This window comes from Corynebacterium hansenii, from assembly GCF_030408795.1.
Taxonomy (GTDB): Bacteria; Actinomycetota; Actinomycetes; order Mycobacteriales; family Mycobacteriaceae; genus Corynebacterium; species Corynebacterium hansenii.
The window spans coordinates 1,701,677-1,720,656 of the sequence record NZ_CP047211.1; the positions used below are offsets into that span (position 1 = coordinate 1,701,677).

General features: G+C 71.7%; 14 protein-coding genes and 1 tRNA gene. 4 read left to right on the forward strand and 11 right to left on the reverse strand.

The window, feature by feature from the left end; all coding sequences use genetic code 11:
• Positions 1-16 precede the first annotated feature (16 nt).
• From ftsR to secA2, 3 genes are all read right to left on the reverse strand, one after another.
• A complete protein-coding gene (ftsR, locus tag CHAN_RS07450; protein ID WP_048743103.1) occupies positions 17-766 on the reverse strand; it encodes a transcriptional regulator FtsR in 750 nt (249 codons plus the stop codon).
• 21 nt (positions 767-787) lie between these two features.
• Complete coding sequence (odhI, locus tag CHAN_RS07455) at positions 788-1,216, reverse strand: oxoglutarate dehydrogenase inhibitor Odhl (RefSeq protein ID WP_048743101.1); 429 nt, start codon at positions 1,214-1,216, stop codon at positions 788-790.
• Positions 1,217-1,363: 147 nt separating this feature from the next.
• Positions 1,364-3,640: an accessory Sec system translocase SecA2 gene (gene secA2, locus CHAN_RS07460; protein WP_290288120.1), complete on the reverse strand. Its 2,277-nt coding sequence runs from the start codon at positions 3,638-3,640 to the stop codon at positions 1,364-1,366.
• Between the two features lie 208 nt (positions 3,641-3,848).
• Here secA2 and rraA point away from each other — a divergent pair, with 208 nt between their 5' ends.
• Both rraA and CHAN_RS07470 read left to right on the forward strand, forming a co-directional pair.
• Positions 3,849-4,325, forward strand: coding sequence for a ribonuclease E activity regulator RraA (gene rraA / locus CHAN_RS07465; RefSeq protein ID WP_048743097.1), 477 nt, complete (start codon positions 3,849-3,851; stop codon positions 4,323-4,325).
• A gap of 19 nt (positions 4,326-4,344) precedes the next feature.
• Positions 4,345-5,025, forward strand: coding sequence for a glycoside hydrolase family 25 protein (locus CHAN_RS07470; protein ID WP_290293410.1), 681 nt, complete (start codon positions 4,345-4,347; stop codon positions 5,023-5,025).
• A gap of 64 nt (positions 5,026-5,089) precedes the next feature.
• On the opposite strand, the gene CHAN_RS07475 is transcribed toward CHAN_RS07470, so the two are convergent.
• The 3 genes from CHAN_RS07475 to CHAN_RS07485 all read right to left on the reverse strand — a co-directional run bounded on the left by CHAN_RS07475 (position 5,090) and on the right by CHAN_RS07485 (position 8,881).
• Positions 5,090-5,665 carry a maleylpyruvate isomerase N-terminal domain-containing protein gene (locus CHAN_RS07475; RefSeq protein ID WP_290288124.1) on the reverse strand — a complete coding sequence of 192 codons (576 nt, stop codon included), beginning with the start codon at positions 5,663-5,665 and terminating at the stop codon, positions 5,090-5,092.
• A 286-nt stretch (positions 5,666-5,951) separates the two neighbouring features.
• A tRNA-Pro gene (locus CHAN_RS07480) sits at positions 5,952-6,028 on the reverse strand.
• A 54-nt stretch (positions 6,029-6,082) separates the two neighbouring features.
• A complete protein-coding gene (locus CHAN_RS07485; protein WP_290288126.1) occupies positions 6,083-8,881 on the reverse strand; it encodes a DEAD/DEAH box helicase in 2,799 nt (932 codons plus the stop codon).
• Positions 8,882-8,934: 53 nt separating this feature from the next.
• Here CHAN_RS07485 and amrB point away from each other — a divergent pair, with 53 nt between their 5' ends.
• Entirely contained in the window at positions 8,935-10,467 is a 1,533-nt protein-coding gene (amrB, locus tag CHAN_RS07490; protein ID WP_290288128.1) for an AmmeMemoRadiSam system protein B, read from the forward strand.
• A complete protein-coding gene (gene amrS, locus CHAN_RS07495) occupies positions 10,464-11,597 on the forward strand; it encodes an AmmeMemoRadiSam system radical SAM enzyme (RefSeq protein ID WP_290288130.1) in 1,134 nt (377 codons plus the stop codon). Before amrB ends, amrS begins: the two co-directional genes overlap by 4 nt.
• A gap of 65 nt (positions 11,598-11,662) precedes the next feature.
• Here amrS and CHAN_RS07500 read toward each other — a convergent pair whose 3' ends face one another.
• The 5 genes from CHAN_RS07500 to CHAN_RS07520 all read right to left on the reverse strand — a co-directional run bounded on the left by CHAN_RS07500 (position 11,663) and on the right by CHAN_RS07520 (position 18,974).
• The gene (locus CHAN_RS07500) at positions 11,663-12,706 is read right to left on the reverse strand and encodes a PASTA domain-containing protein (protein WP_290288133.1); all 1,044 of its coding nucleotides are present in this window, start codon (positions 12,704-12,706) and stop codon (positions 11,663-11,665) included.
• A gap of 674 nt (positions 12,707-13,380) precedes the next feature.
• Complete coding sequence (gene der, locus CHAN_RS07505) at positions 13,381-15,702, reverse strand: bifunctional cytidylate kinase/GTPase Der (protein WP_290293413.1); 2,322 nt, start codon at positions 15,700-15,702, stop codon at positions 13,381-13,383.
• Positions 15,703-15,752: 50 nt separating this feature from the next.
• On the reverse strand, positions 15,753-16,649 hold the full coding sequence (locus tag CHAN_RS07510; RefSeq protein ID WP_290288136.1) for a pseudouridine synthase: 897 nt from the start codon (positions 16,647-16,649) through the stop codon (positions 15,753-15,755).
• A gap of 163 nt (positions 16,650-16,812) precedes the next feature.
• Positions 16,813-17,562: an ATP-dependent dethiobiotin synthetase BioD gene (gene bioD, locus CHAN_RS07515; RefSeq protein ID WP_290288139.1), complete on the reverse strand. Its 750-nt coding sequence runs from the start codon at positions 17,560-17,562 to the stop codon at positions 16,813-16,815.
• Positions 17,559-18,974 (reverse strand): adenosylmethionine--8-amino-7-oxononanoate transaminase, encoded by a 1,416-nt coding sequence (locus CHAN_RS07520; RefSeq protein WP_290288141.1) that lies wholly within the window; start codon positions 18,972-18,974, stop codon positions 17,559-17,561. The genes bioD and CHAN_RS07520 overlap by 4 nt, the downstream gene beginning before the upstream one ends.
• Positions 18,975-18,980 lie beyond the last annotated feature (6 nt).

Here is an 18,980-nt window from a genome sequence, read left to right on the forward strand (position 1 = left end):
GCCGGCGCCCGCTCCCTCAGCGCCCGAGGTCATCGTTGACCTGGCGCTTGAGCAGCGTGCCGTGCAGGGTGACCAGCAGCGCGGTCATCTCCCGGGCCATTTCCTCCGCCTTCTGGCGGGCTCCGTCGCCCTTCGACCGCGCCATCGGGGCGGCCGCCTGGCCGATCAGGTCGGCCTCGCGCGAGGCCGCCGTGCGCACCGTCTTCATGTGGCGCGCGTCCAGGCCGAACTCGCGCAGCTTGCCGGCCGTGGTGGCCAGCGCGAGATCATCGCCGTCGAAGCAGTCCATCGCATCCGGGGACAGCAGCCGGGCGCGCACCAGGCTGCCCAGGAACTCCTCGTCGATGCCCGCCCGCTCGGCCAGCTCCGCGCGCGTCAGGTGGACCACCGCGGACTCGCGGAACTGGTCCGCCGTGACCAGCGGGGTCACCGAAGCCAGGCCCTCGCCGACCGCGGCGACGTTGCCGGCGTCGATGTTGTCCAGCTGCTCCTTGATGACCTTCAGCGGCAGGTAATTGTCGCGCTGGACGGTGAGGATGTAGCGGAGACGGTCGACGTCGGCACGGGCGAATCGGCGGTACCCGGACTGGCTGCGGGACGGCGAAATGAGCCCCTCGGACTCGAGGAAACGGATCTTCGACACCGTGACGTCGGGGAACTCCTGCTGGAGCTCCGACAGCACGGCGCCGATGGACATCTTCCCCGCGGACCTGGTCCTCGGGGAAGATGCCCCGGAGTCGGGGGCGGAAGCTGGAACGGCTGCCACGGCGCTGGGACTTCCTGGTTTTTACTTCGGGGAGGTGAGGAAGACCAGGCGGAACTTGCCGATCTGGACCTCGTCACCGTTGGACAGGTCGGCCGAGTTCTTCGGCTCGCGGTTGACGTAGGTGCCGTTCAGCGATCCCACGTCGACGACCTCGAACTTGTCGCCCTCCATGCGGAACTCCGCGTGACGGCGCGAGACGGTGACGTCGTCGAGGAAAATGTCGCTGTCGGGGTGGCGACCGGAAGTGGTCACCGGCTGGTCGAGCAGGAAACGCGAGCCGGCGTTCGGGCCGCGCTTCACCACGAGGAGCGCCGAACCGGCGGGCAGCCCCTCGACGCCGGGCACCGCGGGATCCTGGCCGGCGCCGGACTCCATCTCCTTGAGCAGGTCGGCGCGGAAGACCGAGGTGGTCTCCACCGAGGCCTCAGGCTTGCCGGTGTTGTTCGTCATTGCACATCCTCCGGATAATCGTCCGATTTCCTGTAACGCTCTAAATCATAGCCGTTGGCGCGGACCGGTGGGGGCGACTCACTCATCGCCCGCCGCGCCCGGCGGGCCCGCGCGCGACATTCCCGCGCGGGCCGAAACCGCCTCCGCTCAGCGGAACATGGCGGCCACGGCGCCGACGACCGAATCGCCGCCGGACAACGGATTGTCGTTGACCATGTACGTCCACGTGGAGCTCGGCCGCCCCATGCCCTCGGCGTCCAGATCGACGCCGTCGGCGGTGATGGTGACCTCGCGGAAACTCTTCGCCGCCTCATCGACGGCCTCCGCCGCGAGGTTCTTGAACGCCGAAATCGCCGCCCGGTGGAACTCGTCGATGGGGCTCTCCTTGGCCAGCGCCCGCAGGTGCACGGACTCCCGCAGGTCGTCGAGGTCGGCCAGGTGCCGGGACCAGCCCATGTCCAGGTGATGCAGCGCGATCTCGCGCGCGGCCGCGGCGGCGACGTCATCGGGCACCTCGGCCAGGATCTCCTCCGCCCGCTCCGGCTCGCGCTCGGACAGCTCGCGCCACGCCAGATCGGTGGTCAGCAGGCGCTCGCGGCGATCGTCGAGGATCGCGCGCTGGTCGCCGATGAGCTTGTTGTACTTCCACGTCGTGGCGTGGATCGACAGCATGGTCGCCTCGGTGACGCGCTGGGCGCGGTCGACGTGGGCGGCGGCGCGGGCGTCGCGGATGCGCCCGTCGGGCTCCGGCGTGACGGTGAGCTCCTCCCCCGCTCCGCCCTCGACGACCATCTCGTCGTCGAGCGCGACGAAGAAGACGCTGGAGCCGGGATCGCCCTGTCGTCCCGCGCGCCCGCGCAGCTGCCCGTCCAGGCGGCCGGTGCGGTGGCGGGCGACGCCGATGACGCACAGGCCGCCCAGCTCCACGACTTCGTCGCGGTCCTCCTCGTCCCGGCCGCCCAGGCGGATGTCGGTGCCGCGGCCGGCCATCTGGGTGGACACGGTGACGCGGCCGGGGGCGCCGGCTTCGGCGATCACGGCGGCTTCGGCCTCGTCGTTCTTGGCGTTGAGCACCGCCGCCTCGACGCCGCGTTCGGCGAGCGCCTCGGCCAGCCGCTCGGACTCCGCCACGTCGCCGGTGCCCACCAGCACGGGGCGGCCCGTGGAATTGACCTCGATGACCTCCTCCACGACCGCCGAAAACGCGTCCTCGTGCGTCGCGTAGATCCGATCGGGCTCGTCGTCGCGGATGCAGGGCTCGTTGGGTTCGACGACCGACACGCGCATGCCGTAGAACTCGCGGAACTGGTCGCCCGCGGCGACGGCGGTGCCGGTCATGCCGCAGGTGATCTCGTACCGGCCCACCAGCTGCTGGATGGTCAGCGTGTCCAGAACCCGGCCACCGCCGGAAACGTCGAGGCCCTCCTTGGCCTCCACCGCGGCCTGCAGCCCATCCGGCCAGCGCTGCAGATCGGCGATGCGCCCGCGGGAGGAATCGACCAGGGCCACCTTGCCGTCGCGCACGATGTAGTCCACGTCGCGGCGCAGCAGCTCGCGGGCGTGCAGGGCGACGTTGACCTGGACGAGGGTGGTGGAGACGTGGTCCTCGTCGTAAAGCGAACCGATGCCCAGCAGACGCTCAACCCGCCGGGCCCCGATTTCCGTGAGGAAGACGTTGCGGCGGCCCGCGTCGACGGTGAAGTCGTCGCCCTTGACCAGCCGGCGGACGATGTCCGTGATGCGCCCCGCGGGCGCCTCCCCCTCCGCGGAACCCGCCAGGACCAGCGGCACCAGCGCCTCGTCGACCAGCACCGAATCGGCCTCGTCGATGATGGCCACGCGCGCGGGCCGCTGGACGCGGTCGGCGACGTCGACGACGCAGCGGTCGCGCAGGACGTCGAAGCCGAGCTCGTTGACCGCGACGAAGACCACGTCGGCGGCGTAGGCCCGGCGCCGGGTGGCGGCGTCGTCGGCCTCATCGACCGCCGCGGCGGTCAGCCCCAGGAACGTGAAGATCGGCCCCATCCACTCGGCGTCGCGGCGCGCGAGGTACGAGTTCACCGTCACCGAATGCACCCGCTCGCCGCGCAGCGCGAACCCCGCGCCGGCCAGCGCGCCCGACAGGGTCTTGCCCTCGCCGGTGGCCATCTGCACCACGTCGCCCTCGAGAAGGCGCAGCGCGCCCTGCAGCTGGACGTCGAAGGGGCGCAGCCCGATGGCGCGGCGCGCGACCTCGCGCAGGCAGGCCAGCAGTTCCGGGGCGTCGTCGCGGTTGTCGCGGGCTCGGGCGGCCAGGTCGGCGTCGGAAAGCTCCTCCAGCTCGGGCTCGAGCTCCGCGGCCCGGGCCACCAGCGTCACGCTGCGCTTCTGGTCGCGGCTTTCCTTGCCGCCGAGGGCCTTCCAAAACCAATTCATTCCGGCCACATGAGCCTCCATCCGCTCGGCGACGACCGCGCGTCCGGCTCTGCCGGCGCGGGTCCTTACGTCGATCCACCCTAACGCACCACCCCTTCCGGGCGGTCTGGCAATCTGGGGGAAACACGGCGTTTCCGCGATGGCCGCGGCGGGCCTCCCGAGCGGGGCCGCGCGCATCCGCGGGCGCCCCCGACAGCGACGAATACCGGAGGCCACCATGGGCGACGCCCAGTTCATCCCCACCGCCGACCTGGTCGACGAAATCGGCTCGCACGTGCGCAGCTGCGACACCCAGTTCCGCGACATCGGCGGCAAGCGCGAGTTCTGCGGCCGCATTTCCACGGTCCGCTGCTTCCAGGACAATGCCCTGCTCAAGGCCGTGCTGTCGGAGGATTCCGACGGCGGCGTCCTGGTCATCGACGGTTCCGGGTCCCTGCACACCGCCCTGGTCGGCGACGTCATCGCCGGGCTGGGCCGCGACCACGGCTGGTCGGGCGTCATCGTCCACGGCGCGGTGCGCGACTCGAAGCTCATCGGCGAGATGGAGTTCGGCTGCAAGGCGCTGGGCACCAACCCGCGCAAGTCCACCAAGACCGGGTCGGGCGAGCGCGACGTCGTGGTCAGCTTCGGCGGCGTCGACTTCGTGCCGGGCGACATGGTCTACGCCGATTCCGACGGCATCGTGGTCCGCTAGGCGCGCCATCCTCACCGGCATCGACGTCAGCGAGTGGCAGGACGGCCTGCCGCTGTCGGCCGCGGCCGCGGCGGGCCACCGCTTCGCCATCGTCCGCGCCTGCGACGGCACGTACGCGGACCCCGTGTTCGCCTCGCACGTCGCCGATGCCCGCGGCGCCGGCCTGCGGGTCGGCGCCTATTGGTACGTGCGCCATCCCCTGGAGGGCACGTCGCTGCGGGAGCAGGCGGGGGTCGTCGCGCGGCAGCTCCGCGCGGCATGGGGGCCTTCGCTTGACGACGCCCCGGCCGTCTGGCTGGACGCCGAGACCGTGGCCCACCGCCTGAGCGCCGATGACCTGGTCGCGGCGGCGCGGGCACTGGAGGACGCCGGCGTCGCCTGCGCCGGAACGTACACGACGCGGTCCTATTGGCGGTTGCGCCGATTCCCCGCCTTCGGGGACGGAGCCGACGAAATGCCCGGCGGGCTGTGGCTGGCGCAGTGGCCGGGCACGGCCGGGCCGGCGGGCGCCGACTACCCCGGCGACGATCACCGGGCGTGGCGCCCCTTCCGCGGCCGAACCCCCGACCTGTGGCAATTCACGGATCGGGGGTCGGTTGCGGGCTTCACCGTCGACGTCGACGCATTCCGCGGGGACGAGGGCGAGCTCGCCGCGCTGCTCGCCGGTCGGGGGCCCGGCACAGAGCCATCCGGCGGGTGACGGTGCTGCCGAATGCCGGTGCGGCCGGATCGCGAAATGGCCGCGTGACGGTGCGCCCGGGAAACTAGGCGCTCACCGACGCCAGCGACGGGACCTTCCAGTTCGTGTCGCGGCCGACGAACGCCATGAGGCGGTCGAGCGGGTCGTCGGAGTCGGTCTCCGCGGCCGGGCCGAAGTGGCCGGAGGCGCGGAGGTTCTCCTCCATCGCGGCCAGTCCCCCGTGCAGGGCGGCGGCGTAATTGCCGGACAGGTGGATCTCGATGTCGGCGGACTTCGCCAGATCCCACGTGTGCATGAAGATGTCCGCGCAGTACAGGCGGCCGATGGCCTCGTCCAGGCGCATTCCGGCGAAGTCGCCGGACTCGATGATCTTCGAGGACTGCTCCCGGTCGTCGAGGATCGCCTGCACCTCGACGGTGCGCAGGCGCCAGCGCTCGGCGAGACCGCGGGCCGGGATGTCCCGCAGCACGGGGCCGCCCCAGGATTCGAGCACGGCGGGGAACCAGCCGAGCAGGTGCTCGACGATGTCGCCGGCGCTCCATTCGGGAACCGGGGTGGGCGCGTCCCACTTGGTGACGCGGTCGGCGACGGCCGCGAAGTCGCGGGCGAACTTCTCGTGGCGGTTCGAAATCTCGGACATTCTTGCCTCCTCAATTCGCGGGACCGGGAGCGTCGGCGACGCCCCGGTGCAGCGCATGCCCCGCCGGTCGGCGGGAGATGGCCATGAAGAATAGCGCTAAGGATAGCGATTTCCGCAACTTTTACCGAAACACGGCTCCTGTAAAGCAATCTCACGACGGTGGGGAAGGCACCGCCGCACATGGAGGGTCGCGGGGAGCGCACCCCGCCAATTCGCCGAAAAGCGAAAACCCGGTGAAGACATCGTCTTCACCGGGCCGCAGCCGTGACGTGCTGCAATTGAAACCTGGTCGGACTGACAGGATTTGAACCTGCGACCCCCTCACCCCCAGTGAGGTGCGCTACCAAGCTGCGCCACAGTCCGCCGCTGCCGTTCATCGGCAACTGCCACAGATTACAACATTGTCGCCATGGTGAGCTAATCCGCAGGTGGAAGCGGGTTTGGCGCACCCGCGGACGCGGCTTCGTCCGCCAGTCCGCCGTCGCCCGCCGATCGGCCCTCGCCCGACAAATGCCCTTCGCCCGACAGTTGCCCCTCGCCCGCCAATCGCTCCCGCTCCGCCGCGATGATCTCGCGGGCGAGTTCCGCCTCGGACACGTCGTACGCCTCGGGCGCCGCGTCGGCCGTGGTGGACACGCGCACCAGCTCGTCGAAAAGCTGCTTCTTCCGCGCGAGGATCTCGAGGATCCGCGCATCGACGGAATCCTCCAACAGCAGCCTGTGCACCTGCACGGACTCCAGCTGGCCCATGCGGTGCGCCCGCGCGATGGCCTGCCACTCGGTGGTCGGCTTGAGCTGCGGTTCGCAGATGACCACCACCGACGCCGCCTGGATGTTCAGGCCCACGCCGCCGGCCACGATCTGCGACACCAGCACCGCCCCGCCCTCGGCGGAGGAGAATTCGTCGACCAGTTCCTGGCGGCGCGCGGCGGGCACGTCGCCGGTCAACGGCCCCACGGCGACGTCGCCGAGGGCGGCCATCACGGCGTCGAGCACGTCGCGGAAGTGCGAGAAGACGATCACCCGGCGGCCGTTGTCGCGCGCCTCCCCCGCGATGTCCAGCAGGCGCTCCATCTTCGCCGCCCCAGCGCCGGCGGCGAACGCGGCCCGCCTCATGGCCATGAATTTGCCGTCGTCCACGGCCCGCCGGTACGCGGCGTCGTCGGCGTCGGTGGCCTCCACCCAGTCATCGACCTCGACGAGCGCCGGCAGCTCATCGAGTACGTCGGCCTGGTTGCGCCGCAGGTACACCGGGGCCACCAGCTCGCGGAACGCCGCCACCGGCACGTCCTTTTCCCCTTCCAGCAGGTCCGGACGCAGGTAGCGCACCAGCGTCCGGAATTCGTCGATGCGGTTCTCCAGCGCGGTGCCCGTCAGCAGGATCGCGCCCTCGGCCCGTTCGATCACCCCGGCGAGCAGCTGCGACCGCTTCGCGCCGGGGTTCTTGATGTAGTGGGCCTCGTCGACGACGACGCAGGCCAGGCCGGGACACGACAGCACCCGTTCGCGGACCGCGCCCAACGTCCCGTAGGTGGTCACGGCGACTCCCCCGCGCGTCAGCCACTCGTCGACGGCGAGGTCGCGGGCCTGGCCGTGCAGGCGGTGCGCCTCCAGCCGCGACTTCGACTCGATCTCGCGCACCCAGTTCGACACCACCGCCGCGGGGCACACGACCAGGAAATGCGTCCGGTCCAGCGCATGCAGGTGCGTCAGCGCGGCGAGCGCCTCGATGGTCTTGCCCAGGCCCATCTCGTCGCCGATGAGCACCTTCTTCTGCACCAGCGCGAACCGCGCCGCGAAATCCTGGTAGCCGCGCAGCGACGCCTTCAGGTACCGCGTGTCCAGGTCCATCCCGCGGATCGCCGCGACGATCTCCTCGGGCAGGTCGCCGTGGACGCGGTCGCCGTCGTCGGGAAGCAGGCCCAACTGCGCCGCGAGGGCCTGGTAATCCGCCGGGCGGGCGCGGAAGTCCTCCCACAGCCGGTCGTCGGGGGCGTTCGGGGGCGCGCCGCCGTCGGCGGGCGCGGGATCGGCGTCGATGAGCTTGCCGACGGACCCGCGCAGAGCCTCCGCCAGCCGCAGCACACCGGCGACGGCCCCGCGGAATTCGGGGATCCCCCGGCCGGAGGTGGGGAACACCAGCACGTCGCCGACGCCCGGGGCCATGACCGGCGCCAGCGACGCCAGTGCCACCGCCGCCGTCGAACCGTCGGGGCCGCGCAACGGGCCCCGGGCGATCTCCCAGCGCCGCAGCTGCCTCAGCACGTCGGTGGCCTCGGGAGTGCGCTGCGAGGGGTCGATGCGCACCGGCTCATCGTCCATCGTCTGCTGCCGCAGGGTCTGCGCGGCGCCGAGCAGCTTGCGCGCCGAATCCGGGCCGATCCCGGGCACGTCGGCGAGCCGCGCCCCCGCCGCGAGCACCGACCCGACCGTCCGCAGGCCCGCGTCCTCGATGGGGGCGATCCGCAGGCGGTCGCGGGTGACGTCGCGCAGCGCCTCCACGCCGAGCCCGGCCAGGAGCGCGTCGACGGCCTTGGCGCGCAACCGCTCGCCCGCCGCGATCGCCGCCAGCCGGGTCGTGCGCTCGGTCTCCAATGCGCCGGACAACGCGGACAGGGCTCCGGGCAGCGCGGCGACGTCGGCGCCGGACACCAACTCCGGGGTGCCGACTCCGGGCGGCAGGCCGTCGGAAAGCAGACCCAGGACCCCGACATCGGGGTACATCAGGTCCGTGGGCACCAGCTGCGGCGCCGCGCTGCCGGCCTCGAGCTCGAGGCGATCGAGCAGCGCCGGCAGGTCGCGCCGCCGCACGCGATCGACGACGTCGCCCAGATACGCCACCGCCCGATCCGCGTTGGCGCGCGCCTCCGCCCGGGAGAAGAACCGGCGCCAGCCTTCGGCGGCCCACGTCTCGCGCACGGCGGTGGCGGCGGGCCCCGCGAGTTCCTCCACGAGCCGCGCCTCCTCCGCGCCGAGGCCCGTCAGCCACCGGTGCCGTACGGTCTCCCCCGCCCGCAGCAGCGCCGCGCCGTCGACGGGCAGCACGCGCCACGCGACGTCGCCGTCGATCTTCACCGCGACGGTTCGCGCGATCAGCTCGGACGCCGCCTGCCCGGCCGTCGCGGCGATCCGCGCCCTGCCCTCGAGCACCCGCGCCGCCTGCCCGGACCAGCGGCGGACAAGATCGATCGACTCGCGTGCGGCGGGAGCATTCATGCCGACGATGTTATCGCCCGACCCGACGTACCCTGGGGGCAGCGGAGGTTCCCATGTTCTCCAAGCCGAACCCGAATCCCAAGCAGAAGTCCCGGCCCAAAACCCGCCCCGCCGCGGTCGCCGGGGTGTTCTACCCCGCCGACCCCGGTGAGTTGCGGGGGCAGGTCGAACGGTTGCTCGCGGACCACCGGCATCCGCGTGACGACGGCCCGCCGCCCCGCGCGCTCATCCTCCCCCATGCCGGCTACGTCTATTCCGGCGGCGTGGCGGCGGCCGGGTACTCGCTGCTCGAAGGGGCGTCCTTCGCCCGCGCCGTGGTCATCGGCCCCGCCCACCGCGTCCCGGTGCGCGGCGTGGCCGACGCCGGGGTGCCCGCATTCGACACCCCGCTGGGCACGGTCGAGGTTCCCGAAGGACTGCTCGACGCGCTGCGCGGGCGTCTGGCGGGCACCTTCCCCGATCTCCTGGTCACCTCGCCCGGCGTCCACGCCCGCGAGCATTCCGTCGAAGTGCACCTTCCCTTCCTGCAGGTGCTCTTCCCGGGGCTGCCCGTCCTGCCGCTGGTCGCCGGCGACGCGACGGTGGCCGAGATGACCGAATTGGTCGCCGCGGTCATGGCCGACGACGACACGCTGTTGATCGTCAGCTCCGACCTGTCCCACTTCCTGCCCGTCGACGACGCCATCGCCGTCGACTCCGCCACCCTGGACCGCATCGTCGCCCTCGAGCCGCCGCTGCCCACGCGCTCGGCGTGCGGGGCGATCCCCGTCAACGGGCTGCTCGGCTTCGCCCGCCGCGCGGGCTGGTCGGCGACGGTGGTGGCCCGGGCGACGTCGGCCGACGCTCCCCACGGCGGTTCGCACAGCGTGGTCGGCTACCCGGCCGTGCGCTTCGACCCCGTCGGCCCCCGCCTGCCCGGCTACGCCCGCGCCGTCCTGGAGCACCGTCTGGCGGGCGGGCCCGACCCCGCCGCCGCCTTTGCCGCAGGGCCGGGCCACGCCGCATCGCCCGACCCCGCCCGGTTTCTCGACCATCCGTGGCTCGCCGCGCCGGGCGCGTCCTTCGTCACGCTCACCGTCGACGGCCGCCTGCGCGGCTGCATCGGGTCACTGGAGGCCACCCGGCCCCTCGGCGCCGACATCGCCGCCCACGCCATCGACGCCGCGCTGCACGATCCCCGCTTCCCCGCCGTCACCGCCGACGAACTGCCCGGCATCCGCATCGAGGTGTCGGTGCTGTCCGCCCCCGAACCAGTCGCGGCCGCTTCGGAAACCGAGGCCATCGCCGCGCTGCGCCCGCACGTCGACGGCGCGATCCTCTCGGGCACCCCGGGCCCGGACGTCCCCCGAAACCGGCTGCGCCCCGGCACAACCCGCCCCACCACAACCCGCCGCGGCACCTTCCTGCCGCAGGTGTGGGAGCAGCTGCCCGACCCCACCGAATTCATCCGACACCTCAAAGCCAAAGCCGGCCTCGCCGACGGCCCCCGCTCCCCCGCCTGGGGCGACGACTGGCGACTGAGCCGGTACACCGTTCAATCGTGGGAAGAGGACGTTCTTCCCCATGAGGAGGGCGAACCGCGATGACATCGACGTCGCAAAGCGAAACCCTGGGCACCCACCCCGCCCGCTGGGGCCGCGTGCTCGACGACGGCCGCGTGCAATGCCTGCTGTGCCCGCGGCACTGCCGCATGCGCGACGGGCAGCGCGGCTTCTGCTTCGTCCGCGCCAACAACGGCGGGCGGCTGGTGCTGGACACGTGGGGGCGGTCGTCGGGGTTCTGCCTCGACCCGATCGAGAAGAAGCCCCTCAACCACTACCTGCCCGGCACGTCCGTGCTCAGCTTCGGCACCGCCGGCTGCAACCTCGGGTGCCGGTTCTGCCAAAACCACGAGATCTCCACGTCGCGCGAGGTGGACACCCTCACCGACGCCGCGCTGCCCGAGGACATCGCCGACGCCGCCGTCGCGGGCGGCGCCGCCTCCGTGGCGTTCACCTACAACGACCCCGTGATCTTCGCCGAATACGCCATCGACATCGCCGCCGCCTGCCGCGACCGCGGCGTGCGCACCATCGGCGTCACCGCCGGGTACATCTCCCCCAACGCCGAAGACGCCGACGGCAACGCCCGCGAGGAATTCTTCGGCGCCATGGACGCCGTCAACGTCGACCTCAAGGGCTTCACGCCCGAGTTCTACAAGCGGCTGACCGGCGCCGACCTCGACGTCGTGCTGGACAACCTCATCTGGCTCGCGGGGACCGACACGTGGGTGGAGATCACCACCCTGCTCATCCCCGGCCACAACGACTCCGACGACGAAATCCGCGCCATGGCCGAGTGGATCGTCGACAACCTCGGCCCCGACGTCCCCCACCACTTCAGCGCATTCCACCCCGACAACCGCATGCGCGACGTGCCCCCGACCCCGCCGACCACGCTGCGCCGGGCGCGCGAGATCGCCCTCGACGCCGGCGAGCGCCACGTCTACACCGGCAACGTCCACGACAAGGACGGCGACACCACCTTCTGCCCCGGCTGCGACGCGCCCGTCATCGTCCGCGACTGGTACCGCATGGTCGATTACCAGCTCGTCGCCGATGCCTCGGGCCGCGGGTCGTGCCCGCAATGCGGCACGACGATCCCCGGGCTTTACGACGCCGCCGGCCCCGGCGATTTCGGCGCCCGCCGGATCCCCATCCGGATCGGGCGCCGGTGAGCGTGACGGCGTGATCGGCCTCTGGGGTCGGACACTGTGCGCTGTCGGGCCCTGGCAGCCGGCGACTACTCCAGCGTGATGGTGATCGGCTGGTCCGTCATCACCGCCGTGCCCGCCGGCGGATCGATGGTGGCGACCCTTCCCGTCAGCGACGACAGCGAGTTCGTCGGGTTTCCGGCGGCGTCGAGAATGGTGATGTTGCCGAAACCGGCGCGTCGCAAAGCAAGCTCGACCTCCGCCGGGGACTTGCCCACCGCCTCCGGCACCGTCGCCTGCACGGCCTCGCCGCCGCCGAAGCCCGGGATGGCCGGCGGGGTTTCGCGCAGGCTGCTGACCTCGTCGCGCAGGCGATCGAGCTCATCGCGCATCGGGTCGGAAGTCTCCGTCGTCGGTTCCTCCGACGTCACCGTCTCCGAGGAGGTCGACGGCTCCGGCGGCGGGGTCGTCGCCGTGGTCTTGTTGTCGTCGTCGCCGCCGGAGAGGAAGCGGAACATCAGCGCCACCAGCACGACGACCGCGATGATCGCCGTCACGCCGATGATCGTCGCGCTCCGGCCGGCACCGCCGCGGCGGCCGCCATCGTCGTCGTCCCGGTAATCGCGGGCGGCGCGCGGATCGCGGTCGGCGTGGGCGTCGCGGCGGGCGCCATCGTCGTAGCGCGCATCGCCGTAGGAGGCGCCGGCGTTCGCGTCGCGGGCCTCGCGCGGATCGATGCCCCGTTCCTCCGGCGTCAGCGGCGCCCAATACTGGCCCGAGTCGGTCTGCCCTGCCCGTCCCGTCTGCCCGGTCTGGTCGGGGCGGCCGGTCTGGCGGGTTTCGCCGAAACCGCCGGTGCGGCCCTGCGTGCCGCCGAAATCGGCGTCCGGGTCGTAGTCTTCGCCGGGCCCGTAGCCGTGGCCCGCGCCGCCACCGGAACCCCCGATGAATTCGGTCGGCTGATCGCCGCGGCCCGCGCCGCCGATGTACTCCGTCGGCTGGTCATCGCGGCCGGCGCCGCCACGCGCGCCACCGTCGCGGCTCCCCCACGCGCGCTGGGTGGGTTCATCGCGTCCGATGAATTCGGTGCGGTCATCGTCGAAGGGATCTCGCCCGTGGCGATTGCCGGCCATCGTTGGTCGCCTCCTGGTCATGCGGAGCGCCGGTCGCGCCCCATCGGTCGTTGCACCACAATGCACGCCCGACCCGGCCGCGCGCAATTGACGGGCACGCCGACTGCTCCGTTCCTGCAGGCCGCGCGCTTGACGGAAATCTTCGCCGGTTCGGCGAACACCCCACGTTCGGGCTGCAACGTTGCGGCCTGAGATCCGAATGTGTCCGTCACATCGGCTCGAGCCCGACAACTGCCTCCCTAGGCCACGGATCGCCCCTGTTCCCCGGTCACCCCGCCGGCTTTCGTCACACCAGCAACAACGCCGCCGGTTTGCGTTCATTTTGAAACAACGCGAAACGCAAAAGTCCAGGTCGCACCCCCACCCCATGTTTCAAAATCAACGATGAACGGAATTTATGGTGCCCATGTTGCGCGAGGGAAAGCGACGAGAAGCCTTGGCGCGGCCAGTCCGGTGGTCGGCCCGGGCCAACGCCGGAAAAGGGCCATTATGGGCAAAAGCTCGCTCCCACGTGGCCGGGCCGGGCGGGCGAACGGCTCGGCGCCGACCGTCGTAAAGCGAAAAGGCGCGGGGACGAGCCAGCGCGGGCGGGTGAACGGGCGGGGCGCCGGGCGTCGTTAAGCGAAAAGGCGCGGGGAACGAGCCAACGCCCGCTCCCCGCGCCCAACCGCGCGCTACTTGCGCTTCCTCTTCTCGCGCACGCGCACGGCGATGCGCACGGGCGAACCCTCGAAACCGAACTCCTCGCGAAGACGGCGCTCCAGGAACCGGCGGTAACCGTGCTCGAGGAAACCGGTCGTGAACAGCACGATCACCGGCGGCCGCGTCGACGCCTGCGTCGCGAACAGCACCCGCGGCAGACGGCCACCGCGCATCGGCGGCGGCACCTCCTGCAGCACGGTCCGCAGCCACGTGTTCAGGCGGCCGGTCGGGATGCGGCGATCCCACGAATCCAGCGCCTCGAGCATCGCCGGCTCCAGCTTCTGCAGCGCACGCCCCGTCTTCGCCGAAATGTTCACGCGCCGCGCCCACGGCACGTGCGACAGCTGCAGGTCGATTTCGCGCTCGAGCAGGTCGCGGCGGTCCTCGTCCATGAGGTCCCACTTGTTGTACGCGACCACCAGGGCGCGGCCGGAGTCGAGGATCATGCGCAGCACGCGCTGGTCCTGCTCGGCGATCGGCTCGGACGAATCCACGAGGAAGATGACCACCTCGGAATTGTCGATCGCCGACCGGGTCCGCAGCGACGCGTAGAACTCATGGCCCTGCGCCTGCCGGGTCTTCTTGCGGATGCCGGCGGTGTCGACGAAGCGCCACACCGAATCCTCCAGCTGCACCAGCGAGTCGACCGGGTCGACGGTGGTGCCGGCGACGTCCGACACGACGGCGCGTTCCTCGCCGGAGATCTTGTTCAGCAGCGAGGACTTGCCCACGTTCGGCTTGCCGACGATCGCCACTCGCCGCGGGCCCTGCGGCTGCGCCTTCGCGCGGGGCACCTCCGGGAACAGGCGGACGACCTCGTCCATCACGTCGGCGTTGCCGCGCCCGTGCAGCGCGGACGTCGGGTGCGGTTCGCCCAGGCCGAGCGACCAGAACTCCGCGACGTCGCCGAGCTGCGAGTCCGACTCGAACTTGTTGGCCGCGAGGATGACGGGCTGCTCGGCGCGCTGGAGGCGGCGGGCCATCATCTCGTCGGTGGCGGTGACGCCGACGGTGGTGTCGACGACCATGATGATCACGTCGGCGGTTTCCATCGCCGCTTCGGCCTGCCGCGCGATGGACGCGTGCAGGCCCTTCGCGTCGGGGTCCCAGCCGCCGGTGTCCTGCACCCAGAATCGGCGGCCGGCCCAGTCGCCGAGGTAGCTGATGCGGTCGCGGGTGACTCCGGGGAAGTCCTCCACGACTGCTTCACGACGGCCGATGAACCGGTTGACCATCGTGGATTTGCCCACGTTGGGGCGCCCCACGATGGCGACGGTCGGCAGCGCCTCGTCTTCGTCGGCGGCGGCGCCGAGAGCGGCGAACGCTTCCTCGAGGTCGTCCCAATCCTCGTCGTCGTCGCCGAGTTCGCCGGCTTCGGCGCGGGCGATGGCGTCGGCGATGACCGTTTCGTGGTCGGCGATGGCGCGGTCGAGGCCGGCGTCGGGGTCCTCGTGGGCGCCTTCGCCGGTGGCCTGGATGAATTCGGTGGCGGCACCGTGGCCGTCGAAATCGCCGCCGGACTTGCCGTCGCCGTCGAACTCGGTGGCAGCGGCGCCGCTACCACCGTGGCCGTCATCGTCGAACGGGTCATCGTCGACGGATCCGGGGTAGCCGGCTTCGACGACGTCGAGGATGTGCTCGATGACCTCGTCGATGCCCATCTCGGAGGTGTCCAGCACCACGGCGTCGTCGGCCGGGCGCAGGGGCGAGGTTTTGCGGGAGCTGTCCAGCTCGTCGCGGCGCACGACGTCGGCGAGGACCTCGTCGTAGTCCGCTTCGCGGCCGGCGGCGATGTCCTGGTCGTACCGGCGGCGGGCGCGGACCTCGGCGGCGGCGGTCATGAAGACCTTCGCCGGCACGTCGGGCAGCACCACGGTGCCGATGTCGCGGCCCTCGACGACGCAGCGCCCGGCCTCGGCGGCCAGGCGGCGCTGCAGGTCCACGAGGTTTTCGCGCACCGCCGGGATGGCCGACACTGCGGAGACGTTGCGGGTGACCTCGGCGCCGCGGATCTCGCCGGAAACGTCCTCGCCGTCGAGGAGCACCTCCGTCGACCGCGGATCATCGCTGATGGTCAAAGGCAGATCGGCGGTCGCCGCGACCACGGCGTCCTCGTCGGCGGGGTCGATGCCCTCGCGCAGCACCCACAGGGTGGCCACGCGGTACATCGCTCCGGTGTCCAGGTACTTCGCGCCGAGTCGTTCGGCGACGGCCCGCGACACGGTCGACTTGCCGGTGCCGGACGGGCCGTCGATGGCCAGCAGCAGGGCCCCGGCGGCGGTGGAATCGTTCATGGTGCGCCCGTCCTCGTTGATCGTCTGGTCGTTGTCGTCGTATCCGGCCACTACAGCCCCACCGCCTTGTACAGCGAGGCCAGCTCGGAACGGTTGAGCGCGCGCAGGGCGCCCGGGGTCTGCTCGCCCAGCTGGACGGTGTGGATCTTCGTGCGCACCAGGCGCTCGACCGGGTATTCCAGGTGCTTGAGCATGCGGCGCACGATGTGCTTGCGGCCCTCGTGCAGCTCCACGCGGACGATGGAACGCCCCTGCCACACATCGATGATCTGGGCGAAATCGGCCTTGGCGGGCCCGTCGTCAAGCTCGATGCCCTCGGTGAGCGCGCGGATGAGCTTGTTGTCCGCCTCGCCCTTGACCGTGGCCAGGTAGGTCTTGGTCACGTTGTAGCTGGGGTGCATCAGCCGGTTGGCCAGCTCGCCGTCGTTGGTCAGCAGCAGCAGGCCCTCCGTCGCCGCGTCGAGGCGACCAACGTGGAACAGGCGCTGGCCGGCGGAGACCTTCTCGCCGATGATGTCGCCGACGCAGGGGCGGCCCTGGTCGTCGCTCATGGTGCACTGCACGCCGCGGGGCTTGTTCAGCACGAAGTACTGCATGTCCTCGTTGACCACCACGCGGGAACCGTCGACGCGGATGATCGCGGTGTTCGGGTCGACGCGCACGCCCTGGCGGGTGACGATCTTCCCGTCGACCTCCACGCGCCCCTCGTCGATGAGGCGTTCGGCCATGCGGCGGGAGGCGACGCCGGCCTGGGCCAGCACCTTCTGCAGGCGCACGCCCTCTCCGTCCGACGCTCCGCCGGCGTTCTTGCCGCCGCGCTTGCGGTCGACGTGCTGGTGCCGTGCGGGGCGGGCCTGGGAGACGTAGTAGTCCCCGGCCCTCTTGGCGCGGTTTCCGTCCCTGTTGTTCTTGTCCGGTGTGCCGTCTCGGCGAGCGGTGGGTGACACGGGTGTCCTCATTCTGTTGAGCGGTGCGGATTTCGCGTCCGGCGGATCGCCGCCGGCGTGCGTCGCGGGGCTCTGGAGAACGAGCGTCCCATCACGGTCGGCGGGTTGCCTGGCGGATGGGACTCGGTGTCGGGGCGCCCCACGGCGATGTCCGCGGGCCAGCCTACCCCACCAGGGCGCTTCGCCCCGACTCGGTGAACCAGCCCGGCGCGGCCGCCAGGAATTCATCGCGTTCCAGGGCCCCGGATCCGGCGGGCACGCACCCGAGCACGTCGGTTCCGGTCAGGTGCGGCAGATCCTCGAGGTTGGTGGCGACGATCGGGTCGTCGCCTTCGGGAAGCGAACCGCCGACGAGCCCGATGACGTCCATCCCCCGGCCGCGCGCAACCTCGACGGTCAGCTCCGCGGTGTTCAGGCTGCCGAGCCCCAGCGACGTCACCACCACCGTCTTCGCGCCGGGAAGTTCGGCGGAGAGCTCGGGCAGGCCCCATTCGCGGGTGGCTCCGTCATTCGTGGCCCCGTCCCCCTCGGTCGGGTCGCTGCCGAGCCTGACCAGCAGCCCGCCCGCGCCTTCGACGAGCACGGTGCGGTCCGGCCCGTCGAGCGCGCGAATGCCCTCCGCGGCGTCGGCGAGCCGCAGCGGCGGCAGCCCGGCCCGGCGCGCGGCGGCCAGCGGCGCCATCGGTTCGGGGTAGCGGGCGAATCCGTGCAGGTCGCCGACGCCGGTCAGCCGGGCGACGTCGTCGAGGTCCCCGCCCCTCCCCAGCACGTTGCCGGTCCCGGGGAATCCCGTTTGCGCGGGCTTGACGACGACCACGTGCCTCCCGCAGGAGCGCAACAGCCCGGCGATGGCGGCGGTGGCGATGGTCTTGCCGATGTCGGTGCCCGTTCCCGTGATGCACAGGATGGTCATGCGGATTCTCCTTCGCGGTTGTCGGTGGTTTCGGGATCGGGGGAGGTCTCGCCGTCGGCGGCCTTGGCGTGCACCTGCGCCTCCGCCTTCCCCTCCGCTTCGACGATGGCGGCGATGGCGCGGCAGATCGCGGCGACCTCGGCGTCGTCGCAGACGTACATGGGCATGGCGTAGACGAGCTTCCCGAAGGGCCTGAGCCACACTCCTTCGGCCACGCACGCCGCGGTGGCGCGGGCCATGTCGACGGGTTGGTCCATCTCCACCACGCCGATCGCGCCGAGCACGCGGACGTCGGCGACTCCGGGAGCGCCGCGCAACGGTTCCAGCCCGGCGCGCAGGCCGGCTTCGATGCGGGGCACATCGCGGCGCCACCGCCCCTCGGCGATGATGTCCAGGTTTTCCGCGGCGATGGCGCAAGCCAGCGGGTTGGCCATGAAGGTGGGCCCGTGCATCAGGCCCCCGCCCTCGCCCCCGGAGATCGCCGAAGCCACCTCACGGGTGGTCAGGGTCGCCGCCAGCGAGAGGAAGCCGCCGGTGAGCGCCTTGCCCACGCACAGCACATCCGGCGTCACCCCAGCCGCCGCGGTGGCGAAGAGATCCCCGGTGCGCCCGAAGCCGGTGGCGATCTCGTCGGCGATGAGCAGCAGCCCATGCCGATCGCAGATCTCGCGCAGGCCGACGAGCAGCTCATGGTCGTGGAACCGCATCCCGCCGGCGCCCTGCACGACGGGTTCGACGATGACCGCGGCGACGGAGTCGTCGACGAGCTCCTCGAAAGCGGCCAGGTACTCGGCCCTCGTCCGCTCCGACGATCCGCGCGGCGGCGGTACCGGGGCGAACACCTGCGGCGTCCATGCGCCGGCCCACAGCGAGTGCATGCCGCCGTCGGGGTCGCAGACGCTCATCGGGGCGCGCGTGTCGCCGTGGTAGCCGCCCCGCCAGGTCATCAGGCGATTGCGCTCGGGATGGCCGACGGCGCGCTGGTACTGCAGCGCCATCTTGACGGCCACTTCCACCGACACCGACCCGGAGTCGGAGAAGAACACCGCATCGAGGACCGGATCGGTCATCTCCAGCAGGCGCCGCGCCAGGTCAACGGCCGGGGCGTGGGTGAGGCCGCCGAACATCACGTGCGACATCGTCGCCGCCTGCCGCTGCGCCGCCGCGACCAACCGCGGGTGCGAATGGCCGTGGCACGCCGCCCACCAGCTGCTCATGCCGTCGATGAGCTCGCGTCCGTCGGCCAGCGTCAGCCTCGTCCCGGACGCCGACGCCACCGGCAGCGCCGGGACGGGGCTGGGCATGGGGCCGTAGGGGTGCCACACGTGGGCGGCGTCGAACGCGGCGATGTCGAACGCGGCGATGTCGGCGGATGCGGGCGTGGTGTTCGGGGTGTCGGGGACGTTGGCCATGGAAGG